Annotated in this window: 22 protein-coding genes; 8 read left to right on the forward strand and 14 right to left on the reverse strand. The window is 67.2% G+C overall.

All coding sequences use genetic code 11. The features are described 5' to 3' along the window. Positions 1-37: 37 nt before the first annotated feature. Positions 38-1,183, reverse strand: coding sequence for an o-succinylbenzoate--CoA ligase (gene menE, locus SLQ31_RS27200; RefSeq protein WP_319437271.1), 1,146 nt, complete (start codon positions 1,181-1,183; stop codon positions 38-40). A gap of 50 nt (positions 1,184-1,233) precedes the next feature. Next, on the reverse strand, positions 1,234-1,536 hold the full coding sequence (locus tag SLQ31_RS27205; protein ID WP_319437272.1) for a DUF3349 domain-containing protein: 303 nt from the start codon (positions 1,534-1,536) through the stop codon (positions 1,234-1,236). Positions 1,537-1,765: 229 nt separating this feature from the next. Here SLQ31_RS27205 and SLQ31_RS27210 point away from each other — a divergent pair, with 229 nt between their 5' ends. The 3 genes from SLQ31_RS27210 to SLQ31_RS27220 are packed head-to-tail and all read left to right on the forward strand — an operon-like array spanning position 1,766 to position 3,651. Further along, a complete protein-coding gene (locus SLQ31_RS27210) occupies positions 1,766-3,022 on the forward strand; it encodes an inorganic phosphate transporter (RefSeq protein ID WP_319437273.1) in 1,257 nt (418 codons plus the stop codon). A 28-nt stretch (positions 3,023-3,050) separates the two neighbouring features. Further along, entirely contained in the window at positions 3,051-3,332 is a 282-nt protein-coding gene (locus tag SLQ31_RS27215) for a hypothetical protein (protein ID WP_319437274.1), read from the forward strand. 7 nt (positions 3,333-3,339) lie between these two features. Then, complete coding sequence (locus SLQ31_RS27220) at positions 3,340-3,651, forward strand: DUF3349 domain-containing protein (RefSeq protein WP_319437275.1); 312 nt, start codon at positions 3,340-3,342, stop codon at positions 3,649-3,651. A gap of 51 nt (positions 3,652-3,702) precedes the next feature. Here SLQ31_RS27220 and SLQ31_RS27225 read toward each other — a convergent pair whose 3' ends face one another. From SLQ31_RS27225 to SLQ31_RS27265, 9 genes are all read right to left on the reverse strand, one after another. Further along, positions 3,703-4,089, reverse strand: coding sequence for a VOC family protein (locus SLQ31_RS27225; protein WP_319437276.1), 387 nt, complete (start codon positions 4,087-4,089; stop codon positions 3,703-3,705). A 15-nt stretch (positions 4,090-4,104) separates the two neighbouring features. Continuing rightward, positions 4,105-4,953 carry an SDR family oxidoreductase gene (locus SLQ31_RS27230; protein ID WP_319437277.1) on the reverse strand — a complete coding sequence of 283 codons (849 nt, stop codon included), beginning with the start codon at positions 4,951-4,953 and terminating at the stop codon, positions 4,105-4,107. A gap of 36 nt (positions 4,954-4,989) precedes the next feature. Then, entirely contained in the window at positions 4,990-6,000 is a 1,011-nt protein-coding gene (locus SLQ31_RS27235) for a hypothetical protein (RefSeq protein ID WP_319437278.1), read from the reverse strand. 156 nt (positions 6,001-6,156) lie between these two features. Next, positions 6,157-7,059, reverse strand: coding sequence for a 1,4-dihydroxy-2-naphthoyl-CoA synthase (locus SLQ31_RS27240; protein ID WP_319437279.1), 903 nt, complete (start codon positions 7,057-7,059; stop codon positions 6,157-6,159). After that, a complete protein-coding gene (locus tag SLQ31_RS27245) occupies positions 7,056-7,538 on the reverse strand; it encodes a nitroreductase/quinone reductase family protein (RefSeq protein WP_319437280.1) in 483 nt (160 codons plus the stop codon). Before SLQ31_RS27245 ends, SLQ31_RS27240 begins: the two co-directional genes overlap by 4 nt. A gap of 16 nt (positions 7,539-7,554) precedes the next feature. Then, positions 7,555-8,253 (reverse strand): HAD-IA family hydrolase, encoded by a 699-nt coding sequence (locus SLQ31_RS27250; RefSeq protein WP_319437281.1) that lies wholly within the window; start codon positions 8,251-8,253, stop codon positions 7,555-7,557. Between the two features lie 25 nt (positions 8,254-8,278). Beyond that, positions 8,279-9,949: a nitric oxide reductase activation protein NorD gene (locus SLQ31_RS27255; RefSeq protein WP_319437282.1), complete on the reverse strand. Its 1,671-nt coding sequence runs from the start codon at positions 9,947-9,949 to the stop codon at positions 8,279-8,281. Next, positions 9,949-10,749 carry a CbbQ/NirQ/NorQ/GpvN family protein gene (locus tag SLQ31_RS27260; RefSeq protein ID WP_319437283.1) on the reverse strand — a complete coding sequence of 267 codons (801 nt, stop codon included), beginning with the start codon at positions 10,747-10,749 and terminating at the stop codon, positions 9,949-9,951. Before SLQ31_RS27260 ends, SLQ31_RS27255 begins: the two co-directional genes overlap by 1 nt. A 1-nt stretch (position 10,750) precedes the next feature. Beyond that, positions 10,751-11,887 carry a spirocyclase AveC family protein gene (locus SLQ31_RS27265; RefSeq protein WP_319437284.1) on the reverse strand — a complete coding sequence of 379 codons (1,137 nt, stop codon included), beginning with the start codon at positions 11,885-11,887 and terminating at the stop codon, positions 10,751-10,753. Between the two features lie 116 nt (positions 11,888-12,003). On the opposite strand from SLQ31_RS27265, the gene SLQ31_RS27270 reads away from it, so the two are divergent. Next, complete coding sequence (locus SLQ31_RS27270; protein WP_319437285.1) at positions 12,004-12,606, forward strand: TetR/AcrR family transcriptional regulator; 603 nt, start codon at positions 12,004-12,006, stop codon at positions 12,604-12,606. Between the two features lie 82 nt (positions 12,607-12,688). Here SLQ31_RS27270 and SLQ31_RS27275 read toward each other — a convergent pair whose 3' ends face one another. Together SLQ31_RS27275 and fadD8 are read right to left on the reverse strand one after the other, a co-directional pair. Continuing rightward, complete coding sequence (locus SLQ31_RS27275) at positions 12,689-13,249, reverse strand: hypothetical protein (RefSeq protein WP_319437286.1); 561 nt, start codon at positions 13,247-13,249, stop codon at positions 12,689-12,691. A gap of 22 nt (positions 13,250-13,271) precedes the next feature. Next, positions 13,272-14,873 carry a fatty-acid--CoA ligase FadD8 gene (gene fadD8 / locus SLQ31_RS27280; protein WP_319437287.1) on the reverse strand — a complete coding sequence of 534 codons (1,602 nt, stop codon included), beginning with the start codon at positions 14,871-14,873 and terminating at the stop codon, positions 13,272-13,274. 87 nt (positions 14,874-14,960) lie between these two features. On the opposite strand from fadD8, the gene SLQ31_RS27285 reads away from it, so the two are divergent. From SLQ31_RS27285 to SLQ31_RS27295, 3 genes are read left to right on the forward strand one after another with little or no spacing between them, the layout of a single operon-like run. Beyond that, entirely contained in the window at positions 14,961-16,490 is a 1,530-nt protein-coding gene (locus tag SLQ31_RS27285; RefSeq protein ID WP_319437288.1) for an MFS transporter, read from the forward strand. An 18-nt stretch (positions 16,491-16,508) separates the two neighbouring features. Then, the gene (locus tag SLQ31_RS27290) at positions 16,509-18,074 is read left to right on the forward strand and encodes a long-chain-fatty-acid--CoA ligase (RefSeq protein WP_319437289.1); all 1,566 of its coding nucleotides are present in this window, start codon (positions 16,509-16,511) and stop codon (positions 18,072-18,074) included. Beyond that, positions 18,074-19,066, forward strand: a complete 993-nt coding sequence (locus tag SLQ31_RS27295; RefSeq protein ID WP_413643122.1) for an o-succinylbenzoate synthase — start codon at positions 18,074-18,076, stop codon at positions 19,064-19,066. Before SLQ31_RS27290 ends, SLQ31_RS27295 begins: the two co-directional genes overlap by 1 nt. Before the next feature lie 30 nt (positions 19,067-19,096). Here SLQ31_RS27295 and SLQ31_RS27300 read toward each other — a convergent pair whose 3' ends face one another. Then, complete coding sequence (locus SLQ31_RS27300; RefSeq protein WP_319437290.1) at positions 19,097-19,648, reverse strand: TetR family transcriptional regulator; 552 nt, start codon at positions 19,646-19,648, stop codon at positions 19,097-19,099. 78 nt (positions 19,649-19,726) lie between these two features. Here SLQ31_RS27300 and SLQ31_RS27305 point away from each other — a divergent pair, with 78 nt between their 5' ends. Beyond that, the gene (locus SLQ31_RS27305) at positions 19,727-20,599 is read left to right on the forward strand and encodes an SDR family oxidoreductase (protein ID WP_319437291.1); all 873 of its coding nucleotides are present in this window, start codon (positions 19,727-19,729) and stop codon (positions 20,597-20,599) included. The last annotated feature ends 127 nt before the right edge of the window (positions 20,600-20,726 follow it).

The raw sequence follows: 20,726 nt of genomic DNA on the forward strand, positions 1-20,726 counted from the left end.
TTGCTGTCCCCTCATATATGGCGATGCAAACCATTGTTCACCAGCCGTAGCCGCCCGGAAGGTCACCGCCGTTGGCGAACCGCTCGCGCAGCGCGCTTCGGTCCAGTTTTCCGATGCCGCGGCGGGGCAGTTCATCGACAATGTGCAGCTCACGGGGTGCGGCGGTGGCGTCCAGCGACTGTGACAGGTACTCCCGGATGTCCTCGAGTGTCGGTTCAGGCACACCGGGGACGAGGACCACCGCCGCGGCCACCCGCTCGCCGAGCCGGTCGTCTTCCAGGCCGAACACCGCGCAGTCGGCCACCGCCGGATGCCGCGAGAGCACGGTCTCCACCGGCGCGGGCATCACCGTCAGTCCGCCGGTGCTGATCGCCTCATCCACCCGCCCGAGAACGGTGAGGCTGCCCGCCTCGCTGAAAACGCCCAGGTCGTCGGTCCGAAACCAGCCGGGTTCGTCGAACGGGTCTGGCTCCGGCCGGTTGCGGTAGCCCAGGGCCAGGGTCGGGCCGCCGATGACGATGCGTCCCTCGGCAGGCTCGGTACCGTCGTCGAGCCGGATCGTCACCCCGTCCAGCGGCACGCCGTCGTAGACGCAGCCGCCGGCCGTTTCGCTGGAGCCATACGTGCGCACCACCGCGATACCCGCGGCCGCCGCACTCTCCAGGACTGCTCGGGGAGCGGGGCCGCCACCGAGCAGCACCGCGTCGAGTTCGACCAGTGCCGCGGTGGCCTCGGGGTCGAGCAGGGCCTTGGCGAGCTGAGTGGCGACCAGCGCGGTGTAGCGGCGGCCGGACCCGAGTTGCGCGACGGCCGTTGGCAATTCGGTGACATCGAAGCCGTCGGCGATGTTCAGCTCCAGCGGTACGGTGCCGGCCTGCAGGCTGCGCACCAGCACCTGTATCCCGGCGATGTGGTGGGCCGGCAGCGCCAGTAGCCACGTCCCCGGGCCGCCGAGGCGATCATGGGTGGCCGCGGCGCTGGCGATCAGCGCCGCGGGCGTGAGCATCGCCCCCTTGGGCGTTCCGGTGGTTCCCGACGTCGGCACCACCAGTGCGACGTCGTCGTCGATCTCCTCGCCGACCCGCAAAGATGTTGTCAGCAACTCACTTTCACGCAAGTCGCCGGCGGGAATGGGAACCAGGGGCGCGTCGCGTCCGTCGAGGACGCCTGCCAAGGCGGCCATCACCGACTGCGCGGACGGTCCGGGCGGGATGGCGAGCGCTCGCAGAGTGGTTATTCGACGTCCTCACTGTCACGGGGGTCGTCCAGCGGCCAGCCGGCGGCGGCGAGCGTGTCATGAACCCGGTCGATGTCCTCGGGGGTGGGCAGCGCATCGGTGATCTCGGTGATCAGCACGGCGATATCGATGTGGTCGAAGTCGCCGCGTTCGAGCAGCGCCTTGGCAACCAGGATGACCTCGTCGTCGCTCAGCCGCCTGCGCAACAGGGCAAACAACGGCACCTGGTCGGGGTCGGGAACCCCGTCGGGGTAGCCGGCTTTGATCCAGGCGACGATCTTGGTGAGGAATTTGGTCACCGCGGCATCTCCCTTACGGCGCGTTTGGGGCGCCCAGTGGACTTAAAGAATCCTAATCGGCGCGTGCTCGCCGCGCCCAACCTTGTACCCCTGATCCCCGGGCGCACACGAACCGCGGACGGCCTTCAGGTTAACTGCCGATGAACAGCTGCGGGACGTTCGCAAATCCGCAGTTCGGGGACCTTTGGCCGCTGGTCAAAGCGTCCCCTCAACCACCACAATCTGACTTATGAGCACGGAGATGATCATCCTGGTGTTGCTGATTGCCACCGCACTGGCTTTCGATTTCACCAACGGGTTCCACGACACGGGCAACGCCATGGCGACATCGATCGCCACGGGCGCGCTGAAGCCCAAGACCGCCGTGCTGCTGGCCGGCATCCTCAACTTGGTTGGAGCGTTTCTCTCCGTCGAGGTCGCCGTCACGGTGACGACGTCGGTCCTCAAGGTGCAGGACGGCAAAACCGGTCACCTACTGCCGGGAATCGACGCCTCGACTGGATTGACCATCATCTTCGCCGGCCTGATCGGCGGCATCCTGTGGAACCTGCTGACGTGGCTGTTCGGCATTCCGTCCAGCTCTTCGCACGCGCTGTTCGGCGGCCTGATCGGCGCCGGGCTGGCCGCACTGGGCACCAGCGGCGTCAACTGGGCCGGGGTCACCCAGAAGGTCCTCGTCCCTGCTGTTGCTGCCCCGGTCATCGCCGGCGTCGTCGCCGCCGCCGGCACCTGGTTGGTGTACCGGATCACCCGGAAGGTGCTGGTGAAGCGCCGCGAGGAGGGCTTCCGCTGGGGCCAGATCGCGACCGCCTCACTGGTTGCGCTAGCGCACGGCACCAACGACGCGCAGAAGACCATGGGTGTCATCGCGCTGGCACTGATCACCACGGGCCACCTGACCGGTGACGTGAAGAAGGACGGGCTGCCGTTCTGGATCATCCTGAGCTGCGCGCTTGCGATCGGCCTTGGCACCTACATCGGCGGCTGGCGGGTCATCCGCACGCTGGGCAAGGGCCTGGTGGAGATCGAGTCGCCGCAGGGCTTCGCCGCCGAAGCCTCCTCGGCCGCAATCATTCTCAGCTCCAGTGCGGCCGGTATGGCACTGTCCACCACGCACGTCGCCACCGGCTCGATCCTCGGCAGCGGCGTCGGCAAGCCGGGTGCCGAGGTGCGCTGGGCGGTGGCCGGGCGCATGGCGGTCGCCTGGCTGGTCACCCTGCCGGCCGCCGCCCTGGTCGGTGCGCTGTCCTACTGGCTGTCCTACGTCGTCAAGGACGTCACCGATTCGCAGCTGATGGGCGATGGCCTCATCTTCGTCATCCTTGTCGGCCTGTCGGGCTACATGTGGTGGCGCGCCCAGCAGCAGAAGGTCGACTCGTCGAACGTCAACGCCGATTGGGACACCTCGACCAACTCCGTGGTTCCCGCGGAGGTCCGGGCGGCCGCCAAGGACACGAAGTCGGCCGAGCCGTCCGCCACGGTCTGATCACCGCTACAAGCAAAAGGACACGTAGATGACGTACTTCGAAGCCGTCTTCAAGGTGCTGGTGGTCGGGCTCGTCCTCGGTGCCGGCCTCCCTGCACTCTTCGCGACCGGCATGCTGGCCTACTCATCTGGCGCCGGCGGCGAGGAAGCCGACCATTCGGTGCACAAGCCCAACCCGGCGCTGAAGTTCCTGGGGATTCTGCTGTTCCTCTTCGTCGCCCTCGTGATTGTGACGGCCGTGGCCTGGATCACCAGGTCGACGATCATCCATCACTTCGGTGTCGACCTCTTCCCGATGCTCAAGAAGTGAGGGTGCGATGACCGTCGATCAGCAGCAGCCCCCCTTCCTCGAGAGCGTCCTCGCTTGGTTGCACAAGGGTTATCCGGAAGGCGTTCCGCCCAAGGACTACTACCCGCTGCTGGCCCTGCTGAAGAGGTCGCTGTCGGACGACGAGGTCGTCAAGGCGGCCCAATCAATCTTGCGCCAAGCCGATTTCGACACCCCGGTGACCGACGATCAGATCCGTGACGCCGTCCGCGACGTCATCGAGAAAGACCCCAATCCCGAAGAGCTGAACCAGGTTGCGGGCCGGCTGGCCGCGGTGGGCTGGCCGCTCGAATCGCACTAGTCGCGGGCGCCGACGATGCAGGCCCCCAGGGCCTGAGGAGGAGAAGCCCAATCAGGCCCGGGTATCGCGGCGAAGCGGGTGGTCCTCGGGGACCTGCACGAAGATCAACGTCAGCCCGTCGGGATCGTTGACGTGCATCTCATGCAGGCCCCACGGTTCGCGGCGGGCCGCACGGGCGATCGGCACACCGCGGTCCGTTAGCTCCCGCTGGGTGGCGTAGAGATCGCGGACCTGCAGCCACAACGAGACCGCAAGCGGGGCATCGGGATGCTCGGGTGCGCCGTGGCCGGCGAGCTCGATCAGCGACTGGCCGGCATAGAACACAGTGCCGCCGGTGTATTCGCGGGCGATGGCCAAGCCAAGCGCGTCGCGGTAGAAGGACACCGAGCGCGCGTAATCCGCTGGCCGAAGCAACATCCGGCTCGCGAGGATCTCCATGTCGTTGTGTTTACCTCAGTTGGGCTGCAGCCGCTGACGCTTCATCACCCGGCTGATCGCTCCGGGGGCGACAACGTCCAGCGCACGGGCGGCGATGGACATGCGGGGCGCGATCCGCACCGGGCGGTGCCGGGCAGCGTCGATCATCCATTGCCCGGCCTCTTCGGGGGTCAGTGCGGCCAGCCCGTCGTAGGCCTTGGTCGGCGCGATCATCGGAGTGGCCACCAGCGGGTAGTACAACGTCGTCGAATGCACGCCGTGGCTCGACCATTCGGTTTCGATGACCCGGCTGACCGCGCTGAGTGCGCACTTCGATGCGTTGTAGACGCCGAACAGCGGGGAGGCTTCGCTGAAGACCCCCCACGTCGCGACGTTGATGATGTGGCCGTCGCCGCGTTCGATCATCGCCGGCGCCAGCCCGCGGATGAGCCGCAGCGGCGAGAAGTAATTCAGCGTCATCGTGCGCTCGACGTCATGCCAGCGGTCCAGCGACTCGGCGAGCGGCCGGCGGATCGACCGGCCGGCGTTGTTCACCAGGATATCGACCTCACCGACGTCGTCCGCCAATGCGTCGACGGCGTCCAGGTCGGCGAGGTCGCACGCGATCGCGCTCGCCGCTCCGCCTGCGGCGGTGATGCGGTCGACGACCTCACCGAGCAGGTCCGCCCGCCGCGCGACCACGACGACATCGCAGCCCTGCGCGGCGAACAACTCGGCACCGGCCGCGCCGATGCCCGACGAGGCGCCGGTCACCAGCACCCGCTTGCCGCGCAGATCGATGTTGACGCCGGTCGGAAGGCTCAGCGGCGGGCGCATCCCGGTGAGGGCGATGGCATCGGTCAGTTTGCGGCGCAGGGGATTCACGGCTGCTGAGTCTATGCCGGGCAATCCGGCCGAGGATTACGCGGCGATTGCTGCGCTGGCCGCCTCGGCGAGCACCGCGCTGGTCGTCTCGTAGCTGTCGGCCTGCCATGCGCGCATGAAGACTGCCAACGGCACGGCGACTCCGCCCTTGTCCATTCCGCTGTCGTTGATGTAGACGGTCCTGGTGGTGGCATTGATAGCGATCACCGAGATCTGGTGATCCGCTGCTTCGGCAACAGCCCCGGGCGGCGGGGTGGCGCCGGTCACCTTCCAGATCGCGTTGGCGTTGACGCCGACCATGACTGCCTTGCCGGCCTTGAGGTCGTTCTCCAGGGCCCGCAGCGCGATGAGGCCCTGCGACTTCTTGTAGGTGTCGACGGTGACGGCGTCGATGTTGTAGTACACCTTCAGCAGCTCTTCGGCGTCACCGATCGCGACGCGGTCTTCGGTGTCCAGGCCCAGGTACATCTTCCTGCTGGGGTCGACGACGCTCTGGGTGCTCGTCGCCTGGTCGGCGATGGCCTTCTCGGTCGGCATCTTTCCCGTGAGTTGACCGATCACCGAGGCGCTGGCCATCAGGACGCAGTTCTCGGCGCTCTGTGTTGCCCAGTACTTGGAGTTCGCCAGGTTTCCGTAGATCCGCTGCGCCGGGGGCTTGATGCCGAGCGCCCGGGTCAGGCCGGCAACGTCGCGCTTCAGCTCCGCTTCGACGTTGTGTTCCAGCGCGACGACGGCCCGCTGCACCTCGACCGGTGTGGGCAGGTGCGGCGCCTTGGGGGTGGCCTTGGCCGACGCCAGCGCGGTCGTCACGCTTGCTGGCACCGCGTTGATAGCCGACGCCGATTTGGTCGACGGGGCTGCGGCGGCGGGGGCGTGGCGCGGGCCGGACGATGTGGCGCGGTGTGGCGAGGCGGAGCCGGTTCCTGAGTGGCTGGAATCGGGCGCTGCAGACGCGACCGCGCCGTCGACCCCCGAAGTAATGAAGAAACCCGCGCCGACGGCGAACGCGAGCGCGCCGACCTGACCTACAACTCGTGCTGATACCACGATTGCCCCCTGTTACATGCGCGACCGCGCGTTTGCTGAGGCGATAATAGCTGGCCATTGACGCGAGCGAAACAGGCCGCGCGATTTCGGTAGGGCACGTCGAAAATATGTGTCGATTTTCGGCGCCTGCGCCGCACGGGAATGAGGTGCGTGACCTCAGAAATACCGGGGAAACGGGGTCCAGTCCGGGTCGCGCTTCTCCAGGAACGCGTCGCGGCCTTCGACGGCCTCGTCGGTCATGTACGCCAGCCGGGTGGCCTCGCCGGCGAACAGTTGCTGTCCCACCAGGCCGTCGTCGAGGAGGTTGAACGCGAATTTCAGCATGCGCTGGGCCTGGGGCGATTTACCGTTGATCTCCTTGGCCCACTGCACGGCCACGTTCTCCAGCTCGGCGTGGTCGACGACTTCGTTGACCGCGCCCATGCGCTGCATCTGCTCTGCGGTGTACGGGCGGCCCAGAAAGAAGACCTCGCGGGCAAATTTCTGGCCGACCTGGCGCGCCAGATAGGCGCTGCCGTACCCGCCGTCGAAGCTGCCGACGTCGGCGTCGGTTTGCTTGAACCGGGCGTGCTCGCGACTGGCCAGGGTCAGGTCGCAGACCACGTGCAGGCTGTGCCCGCCGCCGGCCGCCCACCCGTTGACCACGCAGATGACGACCTTAGGCATGAACCGGATGAGGCGCTGCACCTCCAGAATGTGCAACCGTCCGGCGCGCGCCGGATCGACGGTCTCGGCGGTTTCACCCTCGGCGTACTGGTAGCCGCTGCGGCCACGGATGCGCTGATCGCCGCCGGAGCAGAACGCCCAGCCGCCGTCCTTGGCCGACGGCCCGTTGCCGGTCAACAGCACCACGCCGACGTCAGGCGACATCCGCGCGTGGTCCAGGGCGCGGTACAACTCGTCGACGGTGTGCGGACGAAAGGCGTTGCGCACCTCGGGCCGGTCGAACGCCACCCGCACCGTTGGGTCCGATACGTGGCGGTGGTAGGTGATGTCAGTCAGGTCCTCGAAGCCCGCGACGACACGCCACTGATCCGGGTCAAAGGGATTGTCGCTCAAGGTGTTTGAACTCCATTCTCGGTGATGGGGTCGAAGCGGAACACCGAGCACCGGCCGGCCAGTGCCTCGAATTCCGCCGGTATGCCCTCGGTGATCAGGCCGGACTTCTTCATGAAGCCGACGCCGGTGGGGACCAGGTCGGGGAAGGCCCGCAGCATCGGCCGGGCGTCATCGGGTGAGAGCTCCACCATGTGCACCTGTTCGCGGCGCTTGCCCTGGGTGAGGACGGCGACGTCGGCGGCGCGGGCGTTGAGCACCCAGTCGGCACCCGGGAATCCGCCGACGACATAGCGCTTTCCGTCGACGGTGAACGGGGTGATCGGCGTAGAGCGGGGCTTGCCCGACTTACGGCCCGGAACGGTCAGCACCATCGGGCTTTCGGTGCCGCCGACCGGGATGCCAAGACGCATCACCAGCATGAAGACCTTGTTCATCGGCTTGAGCCACCAGGGCGGTCGGATGCGCTCGGTGTCGGCCATGCCCAAAAAGGTACGCCTAGAGCCCGATACCGCGATCGCGCAGTCCGTCGATCAGCCCGGTCGGACGCTCGGCCACCGGCAGCGGGTCGACCAGGATGAAATCGCAGCCGACGTCGCGAGCGGCACCGTCGTTCTCTTGGCTGTCGCCGACCATCACGGTCTCGTCCGCGGCGACGCCGAGACGCTGCAGCGCGATCTCGAAGATGCGCGGATCGGGTTTGACCACACCGACTTCGAAGGACAAGACGAACTCGTCGACGTCGTCGTCGGCGCCCGCGGTGCGCAACGCCGGGCGGATGTCGAACGCGATATTGGAGACGATGGCGGTGTGCAGGCCGTGGGCCTTCAGCGACCGCAACACCTCGACGGTGTCCGGGTACGGCACCCAGGACGTCGGATCGATCGCTTGCCGGTACAGCGCTTCGGCATGGTGGTCGGGCAGGCCGGTGTCACGCAGCGCATGGAGGTAGGCCTCACGGTGCAGGGCCGGCGCCAGGTCGCGGTTGACCCACGCGTGGTGGGCCTCCTCGGTCCTGGTGACCGAACCGCCGGTCGGATGGGTGAGGCGTTCCATCAGCTCGGCCTGCATGTGCTCATCGACCGCGCGACGGCCGTCGTCGTCGATCAGTTCCATGTCGGTGAACCAGCTGTCGTCTTCCTCGAGGCGAAACAGGGTGCCGGAGAAGTCGAAGAGGACGGCGCGGATAGGGGCCACCGGTTCATGCTGTCACGAGACGGTTCTAGGTCGACACCGACAGTTCGCGTAGGGCGGAGATGAACAACTCGTCCATCCGGGGGCTCAGCTCGCGCAGGGTGGCCGCGCCGGCATGGCTGGCGGGACCGAAGACCCGGCCCAGTGCCGCCGCGTCGGTGTCCGCGCCGACGGCAAGGCACAGGCACGCGACGCCGTCGGACCGCAACTCCTCAAGCGCTTTGGCGGCATCAGCTTCTGCGTAGGTGCCCTCGTAGCCATCGTCGTAGGCGTAGCCGTCGGACAATACGACGAGGAGCCGATTGGGAGTTCCCCCCTGCCGTTTGAGGATTTCACCGGCCCCGCGGACCGCGGCGCCGAGCCGGGTGTACCCCGACGGCTGCAGTTTCGCGAGCCGGGTTCGTTGCCGTACGCCGAAGCCTTCGTCGAATGTCTTGATGGCGGGCAGGTGGACAGCCTGCCGGCCGTTGGAGCGAAACCCGTACAACGCGACCCGGTCACCGAGTTCGGTCAACGTGGCGGTCATGGTGGCGGCGGCGTGCCGCTGGTGCTCGTGCACCGCCATCCCGTCGCGGTCGACGTCGGTCGTAGACCCGGAGGTGTCCAGCAGGATCAGTACGGCGAGGTCGCGGGCCGTCTTGCGGCGCTCGAGATAGACGTCGGCTGGCGGTGAATAGCCGGAGCGCAGGTCGACGAACAGGTTGACCAGTGCTTCGGTGTCCAGGTCTTCGCCATCCGGACGGGCACGAAACACTGTGAAGCCCAGCCCGATCCGGGCCAGCCGCCGCCGCAGGACGTCGTCCTTGCGCACGATCAGCGGGTTGACGTCGGTGTCGATGGGTAGCGGGAAGTCGATGACACGCGACCATTCGGGCCTGTAGCGACCGGTGTGCACGTTCCACTCCGGGTAAAGGGCGCCCCCGACACCGACCGCTGCACCCGGTCTTCCTGCGTCGGTGAAGTGGATGCGGGTGGGCAGCGGCCGGGCACCCGCGGACGTGCCGCGGCCCCGTCTCAGTGCACCGAGGTCCAGTTCCGCGCCGGCCGAATCGTCGCCGTACGACCGCGAGCTGCCTAGGAGTTTGCGAATGTACTCTGACAATGCGCGTGACGAAAAGGCAGGCGCTTCAAAGAGTTTAAGGATCAGACTTCGCTCAGTCGGTCCGGTGTCGTCCTCGATCTCGTCGACCTCGTCGGCGTCCGACGGGTCGAATGACAACCGCAGATCCTTGGTGCCGGTAGGCGACTTCGCCTGTTCGGAAACAGCTCCTAGCACCGACCAGGGTCTGAGCTGTCCGAACCAGTCCGGTGGTGCGGGCAGCATCCGCCGGCTCTTGGCGATATCGAGCGACTCGGCACGACTGGAAGATTCAGGGTCGCCAACGGAATATGAGGCCGCAAGCGGTACCCGCTTGGCCAGCTCGGCCAGTGCGCGGCGTCCCTCCAGTGCGAGATAGCGTCGGGCCGGTCGCGGCCGCGCCCGCAGGACCATCATGACGCTGCGGTCGAGGCTGTCACACGCCAGTAATGCGCTCTGTAGAACCACTTCTCGGCGCTGTTCATCGTCATGGCTGTCCGCTGACACGAAGATCGCCCGGCCGTCGGTGTAGGCGAGCTCACGGGTCGGTGCTGCGGTGACGTCGACGGCTCGGCCCGCGATATGACTTGCCAGAAGCCGAAACCGTCCCGGGTCCGTCATCAGCCGATTATGGCGTCGGCGAGTTCGCCCAGCGCGCGAACGACTTCGGGGTCGTCGGAGAGCGTCTGTACCACCGCCGAGCGGACGGCCTTGCGTAGCGGGAGCCCTTCGGCAGTGAGGATGCCCGCGAGTATCAACAGGCGGGTGGAGGCCGCCTCCCGTAGCGGCGAACCCTCCAGACCACGGATCGCATTGCCGAGTCTGACCAGGGCATCCGCCGTCGTCACGGCGATACCTGCCTCGTGCACAATGACTTCCGTCTCGACTTCCGCGGGCGGGAAGCCGAGTTCGATCGACACGAAGCGCTGCCGAGTGGACTCCTTGATGTTCTTCAGGACGCTCTGGTACCCGGGGTTGTAGGAGATGACCAACTGAAATCCCGGTGCGGCGTGCAGTGTGGTGCCCAAGCGATCGATGGACAGTTCGCGGCGATGGTCGGCCAGCGGGTGGATCACCACCGTGGTGTCCTGGCGCGCTTCGACGATCTCGTCGAGGTAGCAGATGGCGCCCTCGCGGACTGCTCGGGTCAACGGCCCGTCCGCCCAGACGGTTTCGCCACCCTTCAGAAGAAATCGGCCGACCAGGTCAGCCGATGTCATGTCCTCGTGGCCCGCGACGGTGATCAACTCCCGGCCGAGCTCGTACGCCATCGCCTCGACGAACCGGGTCTTACCGCATCCGGTCGGCCCCTTCAGTAGCACCGGCACACCGCGACGGGCGGCGGCGTGAAACACCTCGACCTCGTCGCCGACGGCGCGGTAAAACGGTGCAGTGCAGTGGTCTTGGTCGTTCGTCAGCACCTCAGTTCCCCGGCTCGAACGGCACCGTCTTCGGCAACTGCGCGCCCTCGGGCAGGATCAGCTTTCCGTCGGTGTCGATGTAGCCGGAACGCTTGGTGGGCATCGGCAGGGTCGGGTCGGGGCACGGCACATCGGTCCCGTCGCCACAGATTCCGCCGTTGAAGTACGACCGCTTCAGATGATCCGCCGGCCACGGGTCGGAGTGCAGGGCGATCCACTGTGCGGGCACGTTGTACAGGAAGAAGAATGCGGAACTGGTGAAGGCGAAGATCGCCAGAAAGCGAATGAACTGCTGCTTGGCGAATCCGCCACCCACCTGGTCGAGTCCGCGCTCGACGATGGTTCGGCCACGGTCATCGGTGAAGAACCGGAGGCAGGCCAGCGCGGTCATCACCCCGCCCCACATCAGGCCCTCGTAGATCGGCCATTGATGGTAGGTGTTGGCGAACACTGAAACAGACCGGATAGCACCGGGATACGTGTAAAGCCCGAAGGGAAGCATGAAGCCGGCCTCCATCACGAAATCGAGGACGATCGCGGCGGCGTACGTGGCGAGGATCAGTTTCAGGTTGCTCATACCGGGCCAGCGGTTTTTCAGCCGGCGCATCAGCCAGCACCCGGCGATGGCGAAGAACATCACCATGCCGTACCCGGTCGCGTTGATCAGCAGGGGCTCGGCGACCTGGCGACCCGGCGCTTCGGGTGAGACCCAGCCGGGCACGTGCGACGACCAGGAGCCACGGTTCCACAGCCAGGTGTTGTAGGTGCACCAGGTGTTGACGTAGTTCAGGAACGGATCCTGGAAGAAGAACAGGGCACACGATACGAACAGCAATCCGTCGAGGGTGAACCGCCGCTCTCGCACCCAGGGCCGGATGAGAAACCAGTAGATGGTCAGCGGCAGAAGGACGACCATCGCGGCGGCGTTGACCATCAGCATCGTCTTCATGTACATCGGCGGATCGCTGGGCCCCTGAGGCACCCGGACGAAGTACGGTCCGGTGACCCAGCGGGTCCACACGTAGATCTGCAGCGCCAGCACCAAGCCACCGGCGGTAGCCCAGATGACGACCGGCCGGACCTTCTTCTCCACCTCCGTGCCGACCGGCGGTTGGGTCTTGCTGGAGAGATCACTCATGGGTTCGTGCCCTTCTCGACCGCGGATTATGGCTTTGAGCGACTAGATCGTCGAAAATATACCCATTGGTATCTGATACTGGAAGCGGTTTCTGCGATCCGTGGCAGAATCGGGGGATGGCTGAGCGCTGGACGCGCGAGAGACGTCTCGAACACACCCGTTCACTGCTGTTGGACGCGGCCGAGCAGGTGTTCGCCGAAAAGGGCTTCACCGCAGCCAGTCTCGATGACATCGCCTACGCGGCCGGCTACACCAAGGGTGCGATCTACAAACACTTCGCCGCCAAGGAGGACTTGTTCCTCGCCGTCAGCGACCGATATTGGCGCCGCTACTTCGACAATTTCGCTGAAGTGCTAGGCGAGGCAACGGAGGTCGGCGCCCGCGAACGCGAGGGTATCGCCGAGCGGTGGCGTCAGCTCAGCGCCGATCGTGGGGCCGAACACGCCGCGTTGGGCCACGAGTTCACCCTGTATCTGCTTCGCAACCCGGATGCACGCGAACGGGTCGCGGCCAAACGCGCCGAGGTCCTCGAAAGCTTGACCACATTCATCGTCGAGGGACTCGACCGGCTGGGGGCAACCCTGCTGATTCCACCGCAGACGTTCGCGGGCGTGCTGATCGCAACCAGCGATTCGGTGGTTCTCGGCAGTGAGCTCGACGACGTCGACCTCTACAAGCCGATAGTCGAGATGTACATGTCGGCGATCAAACTCCCCTGATCCCGGGGGCGCCGCGACCGTAACGCCACGGCGGGATCCGGCGTCGATTGCCGCCCTGGCGTTACTTTCGACGAACGATCGCTCAGGGTCGGGGCTCGGTCCAGGTGGGCTGGGTCATGCCGGGCGCGTTCGAAGCGGGAGCTGGGTGATGCGCAGGATGCACGCCCGGGAAGAGGGACGGGCCTCGGTAGTAGGCCAGGAGGAGACCCAGCGCGATCAATGCGGCGACCGCCGCGATCTTGAGCACCGTCAATACAGCGCGGATGGCGGCCGGCTGCTTGGCTTTGGGGCGCACCTTCGGGGCGGGCTTCGCCGACTTTGCCGACTTCGCCGGCACGACGGGCTGGTTTTTGCCCCGCAGAAACTGCATCACCACATCGGTGGCCCGATTGTGCTGTTCGCGGTCCACGTAGAGCTGCACGCCCGCGGCGGTCGCGCCCTTTCGACCGCTCGGGCTGGCGATGTAAGCGCCGACGTCGGCATCGTGCAGCAGCGCGAGAAGCGGTGCGGCGTCGGCTGATTCGAGTTCGGCGAGGATCACCCAGGTGTCCGCCCACACGTCGTTGTCCTGACCGCCAGGCGGCAGCCAGAACATCAGGTCGCGCTCTTTGAGGTACTCGAGCGGAATGACCCTGGACAGCATCACCCAAGTATGCGCCGCCGAGCTAGCCGATGGCTCGAGAAGACCCTTCCCAGAACTGCGCCCGCACCGCCTTCTTGTCCGGCTTGCCCAGCGCGGTCACCGGCACCGATTCGACGATGATGACCTGCTTGGGGGCCTGCACCGAACCCTTGCGGTCCTTGACCGCCGTCTGGATCTCGGCGGTCAGCTTCGCCACCGCGTCGTCGTCGCTGGGGTGGTCGGGTCGCAGCACGACCACCGCGGTGACGGCCTCACCCCACTTCTCGTCGGGCGTGCCGATCACACACACCTGCGCGACGGCCGGATGCTCGGCGACGACGTCTTCCACCTCGCGGGGGAACACGTTGAACCCGCCGGTGACGATCATGTCCTTGACCCGGTCGACGATGAACCAGAAGCCGTCCTCGTCCTCGCGCGCCATGTCACCGGTGTGCAGCCAGCCGTCCTTGAACGCCTTGGCCGTCTCCTCCGGCAGATTCCAGTACCCACCGCTCAGCAGCGGCCCGGAGACACAGATCTCGCCGACCTCGCCTTGGGCCACTTCCTTGCCGTCGGCATCCAGCAGCGCGGTGCGGGCGAACAGCGTGGGCCGCCCGCAGGAGGTCAGGCGCTTCTCGTCGTGATCCTTCTTGGCCAGATACGAGATCACCATCGGCGCCTCGGACTGCCCGTAGTACTGGGCGAAGATCGGGCCGAAGCGGCGGATCGCCTCGGCCAGCCGCACCGGGTTCATCGCCGAGGCGCCGTAGTAGACCGTCTCCAGCGACGACAGATCGCGGGTCTGCGAATCGGGATGATCCATCAGCGCGTAGATCATCGACGGCACCAGCATCGTCGCGGTGATCTTCTGCTCCTCGATCACCCGCAGCACCTCGGCCGGGTCGAACTTCGTCAGCACCACCAGCTCGCCGCCCTTGACGACGGTCGGCACGAAGAACGCAGCCCCGGCATGCGACAGCGGCGTGCACATCAGGAACCGCGGGTTGTCCGGCCACTCCCACTCGGCGAGCTGGATGGTCGTCATCGAGGTGATCGACTGCGCGGTACCCAGCACACCCTTGGGCTTGCCGGTGGTGCCGCCGGTGTAGGCCATACCGCCGACGTGGTCGGGGGCAAGGTTGGCCGCCACCAACGGCTTCGGCGAGTACTTGGCGGCCTCGGCGATCAGGTCCACCGCGGAATCGCCCAGCGCCTCGGGAACCGGGCCGAGCGTCAGCACCTGCTTGAGGCCGGGCACCTTCTCCAGCAGACCCTGGGCCCGTTCGATGAACATCGGGTTGGGATCGATGATCAGCGACGTCACCCCGGCGTCGTTGAGCACGTACGCGTGGTCGTCGAGTGAGCCGAGAGGGTGTAGTGCCACCCGCCGGTACCCCTGGGTCTGGCCGGCGCCGATGATCATCAGCACCTCGGGCCGGTTCAGCGACAGCAGCCCCGCCGTCGCGCCGGATCCCGCGCCGAGCGCCTCGAACGCCTGAATGTACTGGCTGATGCGGTCGGCGAGCTCGCCACCGGTCAGCGTGGTGTCACCCAGATGCAGCACCGGCTTGGTCTTATTGCGCTTCAGCGCGCCGACCGTCAGGTGCCCGGAATGAATCGGATGGCGCAGCAGCTCGTCACTCATGGCGTCCACACTAGAACGTGTTCCAGATTTGATGGAAGGGGTGCTGTTATTCATCGCGCCCGATCCGGCCGCGGCTAGCATTCGCCAATGCCGCAGCAGCAGGAAGTCACCGGGCGCGCGGCGACCATGACGATCGTGGCGATGGGGCTCGGCTACAGCATCACTGCCGCCGACCCGACGATCCTGTCGGCCAATCTCGCCGAGGTGCGCAAGGGTTTGGCCTTCAGCCCCAGCACCGCCAGCTTCTTGGCCTGCCTGGCCACGCTCACGCTTGCCGCGGCGGTGCTCGGCGCGGGCGCGCTCGGCGACGCCTATGGCATGAAGCGGATGTTCGTGATCGGCTGTTACGGCTCGATCGGATTCGGTGTGCTGGCCGCTGTCGCGCCAAACGTCGCGGTCCTGACGTTCGCGCGAGCCGGTGTCGGTATTGCGTTCGCCTTCGTACTCGGGCTGTCGCTCGCCATCATCAACGCGGTGTTCCCGGCGGGACGACGAGGGGTCGCGATCGCGATGTACCTCGGCGCCGGCCATGCACTGAGCGTCTTTCAGCCGGCGGTCGGAGGCTGGCTGGTGTCCCACTTCGGTTGGCGCGCCTGCTTTCTGGTCACCCCGGTGCTTGCCGCGGTCACCCTCGCGCTGACCATGCGCTATGTGCCGGAAACGCTGCGCTGGCAGCGCAAGCTCGACATCGTCGGGATCCTGCTGATCGCGGTCGGGCTGATCCTGTTGATCCTGGGGCTCACTTCGCTGCAGGGCGGGTTCCACGTCACCGCGCTGGTGCAGATCCTGGTCGGGATCGGGCTGGCGGTGGCGTTCGTGTTCTGGGAGCGACGCACCGCCGCGCCGGCATTGGACATGCGGATCTTCGGATCCGGTCGGTTCAACGCCGCGGTGATCGCCGGTGCGACGTTCAACTTCCTGCAGGGCGGCGCGACCATCCTGTTCGCCTACTACCTGGTCACCATCCGCGGTCAATCTCCCGAAGTGCTCGGCCTGCTGCTCATTCCGTCGGTGCTGCTGGCGTCGCTGGCGGCGATGGCGGCGGGCCGCGCCGTTGGCCGGTTCGGCGAACGTGCGGTGCTGGTGACGGGGCTGGCCATCCTGCTGGTAGGGATGGTGATGCTGGTGCTGCTCGACGCGCAGACCCCGATTTTCGTGCTCGGCGTCGCGGTGACACTGAACGCGATCGGCGGCGCGGTGGTGCAGACGCCGCAGTCCACCATCATGATGTCGAGCGCCCCGGCTGAGCTGGGTGGCGTTATCTCTGCGGTGAAACCCGCTGTCGGACAAGCCAGTTACTCGCTCGGGCCGGCGCTCTTCGCGTTGGTGGGCACCACGTTGTTCCTGCGTGACGGGCGGCACAAGCTGGAGGGCTCAGGGATCAGCGAGGACGCGGCCCGCGACGCGCTGCGCGTCGCGCACGGCGGTGCGCCGGGGCCGGCGGCGGGTGCCGAAGTCCTCGACCCGGACAAGGCCCGCTGGGTGGTGTCGGAGGCGGCCCAGAGTTGGTTGACCGCCATCCACGACCTGAGCCTCATCATGGCGGTGGTGCCCGCTGTGGCGATCGTGGTCGCGTGGGTGCTGCTGCGACCCAAGGCTGGCTCGCCGTCAACCTGACGTGGCATTCTGGCCGGTATGTATGCGCCCGAACCGCGTTTTCTCGACGACCGGCCGACCTACTGGGCTGACCACAAGCCCGATGGCGAAGCGGTCAACTACCTAGGCCGCAGCTGGACCTGGGCGCAGTGGAACGACCGGATCCAACGGTTGGCCGGTGCCCTGGTGGAGCGCGGCATCGGGCGCGGTGACGTGGTGGCGTTCCTGGACAAGAACCACCCGGCCTGCGTCGAGTTGCAGCTGGCCGCGGCCTCGATCGGCGCGGCGACCGCAGTCATCAACTTCCGGTTGGCCGCCGAGGAGATGGACTACGTCCTCAACGACTCGGGCGCCAAACTGCTGATCGTCGGCTCCGAGCTGATCGGGGCCGTCGACAACATCCGCGAAAAGCTGACCCACGTCGAGCACGTCGTCGAGGTCACCCCCGACGGCGCGGACGGTGACGAGTACGAGGCGCTGGTGGCGGCCGCCTCGCCGACCGGTCGTGCCGCCGGCGTCGAGCCCGACGACACCTGCCTGATCATGTACTCCTCCGGCACCACCGGCCGGCCCAAGGGCGTCGTGCTGTCACAGCGAAATATGTTGGCGCACACGATCAACGCGGCCACGTTCGAGTTCGGCCCGGACGACAAGAACATGGTGGCGATGCCGCTGTTCCACGTCGGGGGATCGGCGTATGTGCAGTACGGCATTCACGCCGGCATCCCGACGATCATGACGCGCGAGGCCGACGGCGCGTCGCTGGCGGGTGCGCTGCTGCAGGGCGCCAACCGCACGTTCCTGGTGCCTGCGGTGCTGGGCAAGGTGCTGGAATCGGGCGAGGACGCGGTGAAGTTGTTCGGCGGGCTGCGGACGTTCGTCTACGGCGCCTCGCCGATGCCGCCTGCGCTGCTGAAGTCGGCGCTCAAGGCGTGGCCGGACACCGATTTCATCCAGGTGTACGGGCTGACCGAGGTGTGTGGCGCGATCACGCATCTCCCACCGGAGGCCCATCGCGACGAATCCCGCCCGGAGCGGATGCTCAGTGCAGGCAAGCCTGCCCATGAGGCGGAGGTGCGGGTGGTCGACATCGAGACGCTTGCTGAGGTGCCGATTGGCCAGCCCGGCGAATTGTGGTTCCGCTCACCGCAGTTGATGAAGGGCTATCACAACAAGCCGGAGGCCACCGCCGCAGCGATCACCGAGGACGGCTGGTTCCGCACCGGTGACATCGGCCGCGTCGACGACGAGGGCTTTATTTTCGTCGAGGACCGTCTCAAGGACATGATCATCTCCGGCGGGGAGAACATCTACTCCGTCGAGGTCGAGCGGGTGCTGACCGATCACCCCGCGGTGCTCGATGCCGCGGTGTTCGGCATCCCGGACGACAAGTGGGGTGAGTCGGTCAAGGCGGTCGTCGAATTGTCGGCTGGTGGTGAGACTTCCGAGGCTGAGCTGATCGCCTGGTGCCAGGAGCGGTTGGCGCGCTACAAGTGCCCGCGCAGCGTGGAGATCTCCGAGGCGCTGCCGCGCAATCCCACCGGCAAGCTGCTCAAGCGTGAGCTGCGCACACCGCACTGGGAGAACCGCGGCCGCGCGATCTGATGGCGGTACCGCTGGACGATCTCCTGGAGCGCCTGCACGTGGTCGCGCTGCCGATGCGGGTGCGCTTCCGCGGCATCATGATTCGCGAGGTGGCGCTGATCGACGGGCCGACGGGCTGGGGCGAGTTCGGCGCGTTCGTCGAGTACGAACCACCCGAGGCCGCCCATTGGCTGGCATCGGGCATCGAATCTGCTTACGGCACAAGGCCGCCCGTCGTACGCACCGTCATCCCGATCAACGCGACGGTCCCGGCGGTGCCCGCCGCGCAGGTGCTCGAGGTGCTGGAGCGCTTCCCGGGGGCGCGCACCGCCAAGGTGAAGGTGGCCGAGCCGGGGCAGACGCTGGCCGACGACGTCGCCCGGGTCAATGCCGTGCGCGCGGTGATCCCGACGGTGCGGGTGGACGCCAACGGTGGGTGGACGGTCGAGGAGGCGGTGGCCGCCGCGGCCGCGCTCAGTGCCGACGGCCCGCTGGAATACCTCGAACAGCCTTGCAAGACAGTGGACGAACTGGCCGAGGTGCGCCGACGGGTGGCGGTCGCGGTCGCCGCCGACGAGAGCATCCGCAAGGCCGCCGACCCGCTGGCCGTGGTGCGGGCGCGGGCGGCTGACATCGCGGTGCTCAAGGTCGCCCCCCTGGGTGGGGTTGCCGCGATGTTGGCCATCGCCGCCGAAATCGACATCCCGGTGGTGGTTTCCAGTGCGCTGGACTCCGCGGTCGGCATCGCAGCCGGGCTGGCCGCGGCCGGGGCACTGCCCCGACTGGAGCATGCCTGCGGGCTGGGCACCGGCGGGCTGTTCGTCGAGGACGTCGCCGACATCACGCCCGTCGACGGCGGTCTGCCCGTCGGCGACGTGGCGCCCGATCCGGCGCGCCTCGCTGCGCTCGCCGCGCCGACCGAGCGCCGCGACTGGTGGATCGCCCGCACGAAGGAGTGCTTCGCACTCCTCTCCGACGCCCAAACCGACAAATGGCCGAACAATCGCGAGTAGATCGCGGCAGAACGTCGATCTCGACGCGGGTTAGAGCACAGCCCTGAGTTCGGCGATCGAGTTGCGCATGAAGTAGGCCAGGTCGTGGTCGTCGGCGGCGAGCCACTGCTCGAACGCCAGCCCGAACACCGCCGCGGCGGTTTCAGCGGTCAGGCGCGCGGTCGTCTCGGGCACACCGCGGCGCACCAATCCCTCGGCGAGTGCTGCGGCCATCGCGGCGCGCTTGGCGAGCTCGCGTTCCTGCAGTGCCGGGTTGGCGTCGATGACAGCCTGGCGTAGCCGCGATGCCTCGCGGCGGCCGTCCAGGAAGGCCATGCCCTGTTCGAGCGCCGCGCTCGCGGTATCGAGCGGAGATGAATCAGGCGCCTCGACAACACCTTTCGTCAGCTGTTCCAGCAGCGGCCGCTGGCCGGCGAAGAGCACCTCGCGCTTGTCGGTGAAGTACCGGAAGAAGGTGCGCTCGGTCAGCCCGGCCCGCTCGGCGATCTCGGCGACCGTCGTCTGGTCGAACCCGCGCTCGGTGTACAGCGCCAGGGCCGCCTGTTGAAGGCGGCCCTGTGCATCCGGCTCCCAGCGACCCATGGGGGAATTTTAGCGGGATGACAGTTGCTGACATCACCGTTAGAGTCTGATGACAGCGACTGACATGGAGGTTGTCCCATGAAACTATTCGTCACCGGAGCGTCCGGCTGGGTTGGCTCGGCGGTGGTGCCCGACCTGCTGGCCGCCGGCCATCAGGTGGTCGGGCTGGCCCGCTCCGATGCGTCCGCCGAAGCGCTCGCGAAAGCGGGGGCCGACGTCCACCGCGGCGACCTCGCGGACCTGGACAGTCTGCGCAGTGGCGCCAAAGCGGCCGACGGCGTCATCCACCTGGCGTTCCACCACGACTTCGACAACTTCACCGATGCGGGCGCGCTCGATCGCCAGGCCATCACCGCACTGGGCGAGACGTTGGCCGACTCCGGCCGGCCGCTGGTCGTCACGAGTGGAACGGCAGGGCACGCCGTGGGCCAGGTGCTGACCGAGGATCAACCCGCCAACCCCCAGTCGCCCCGAGTCTCCGAGTCGGCCGCGCTGGCCTTCGCCGACCGCGGCGTGCGGGTCTCCATCGTGCGACTCGCCCCCACGGTGCACGGCAACGGCGACTACGGCTTCGTTCCGACCCTGATCAATGTCGCGCGCGACAAGGGTGTGGCGGCCTACGTCGGTGACGGCGCCAACCGTTGGTCGGCGGTCCACCGCGACGACGCCGCAGTGCTGTTCCGGCTGGCCGTCGAAGCACCGACCGGTGCCGTCGTCCACGCGATCGGTGAGGAAGGCGTCGCCACCAGGGACATCGCCGAAACCATCGGACGACACCTCGGCGTGCCGGTCACCAGCGTCGCTCCCGAGAACGCGATGGACCACTTCGGCTGGATCGGCGCCTTCTTCGCCCTCGACATTCCGGCCAGCAGCGCCCTCACCCGCGAGCGATTCGGCTGGCAGCCCACCGGCATCGGCCTGCTCGAGGATCTCAAGGCCCACTACTTCTAGCGATTTCGGCGGGGGGTAACCCCCCCCGCGGGGGGGTTAACCCCCCCAAAACCGTTGCCGCGCCCGAGGGGGGGGTGGTTGGGGGTGGGGGGGGGGCCGCCAAAACCCCCGGGGGGTCAAACAAAAC

Source organism: Mycobacterium sp. RTGN5 (genome assembly GCF_033804465.1).
Classification (GTDB): Bacteria; Actinomycetota; Actinomycetes; order Mycobacteriales; family Mycobacteriaceae; genus Mycobacterium.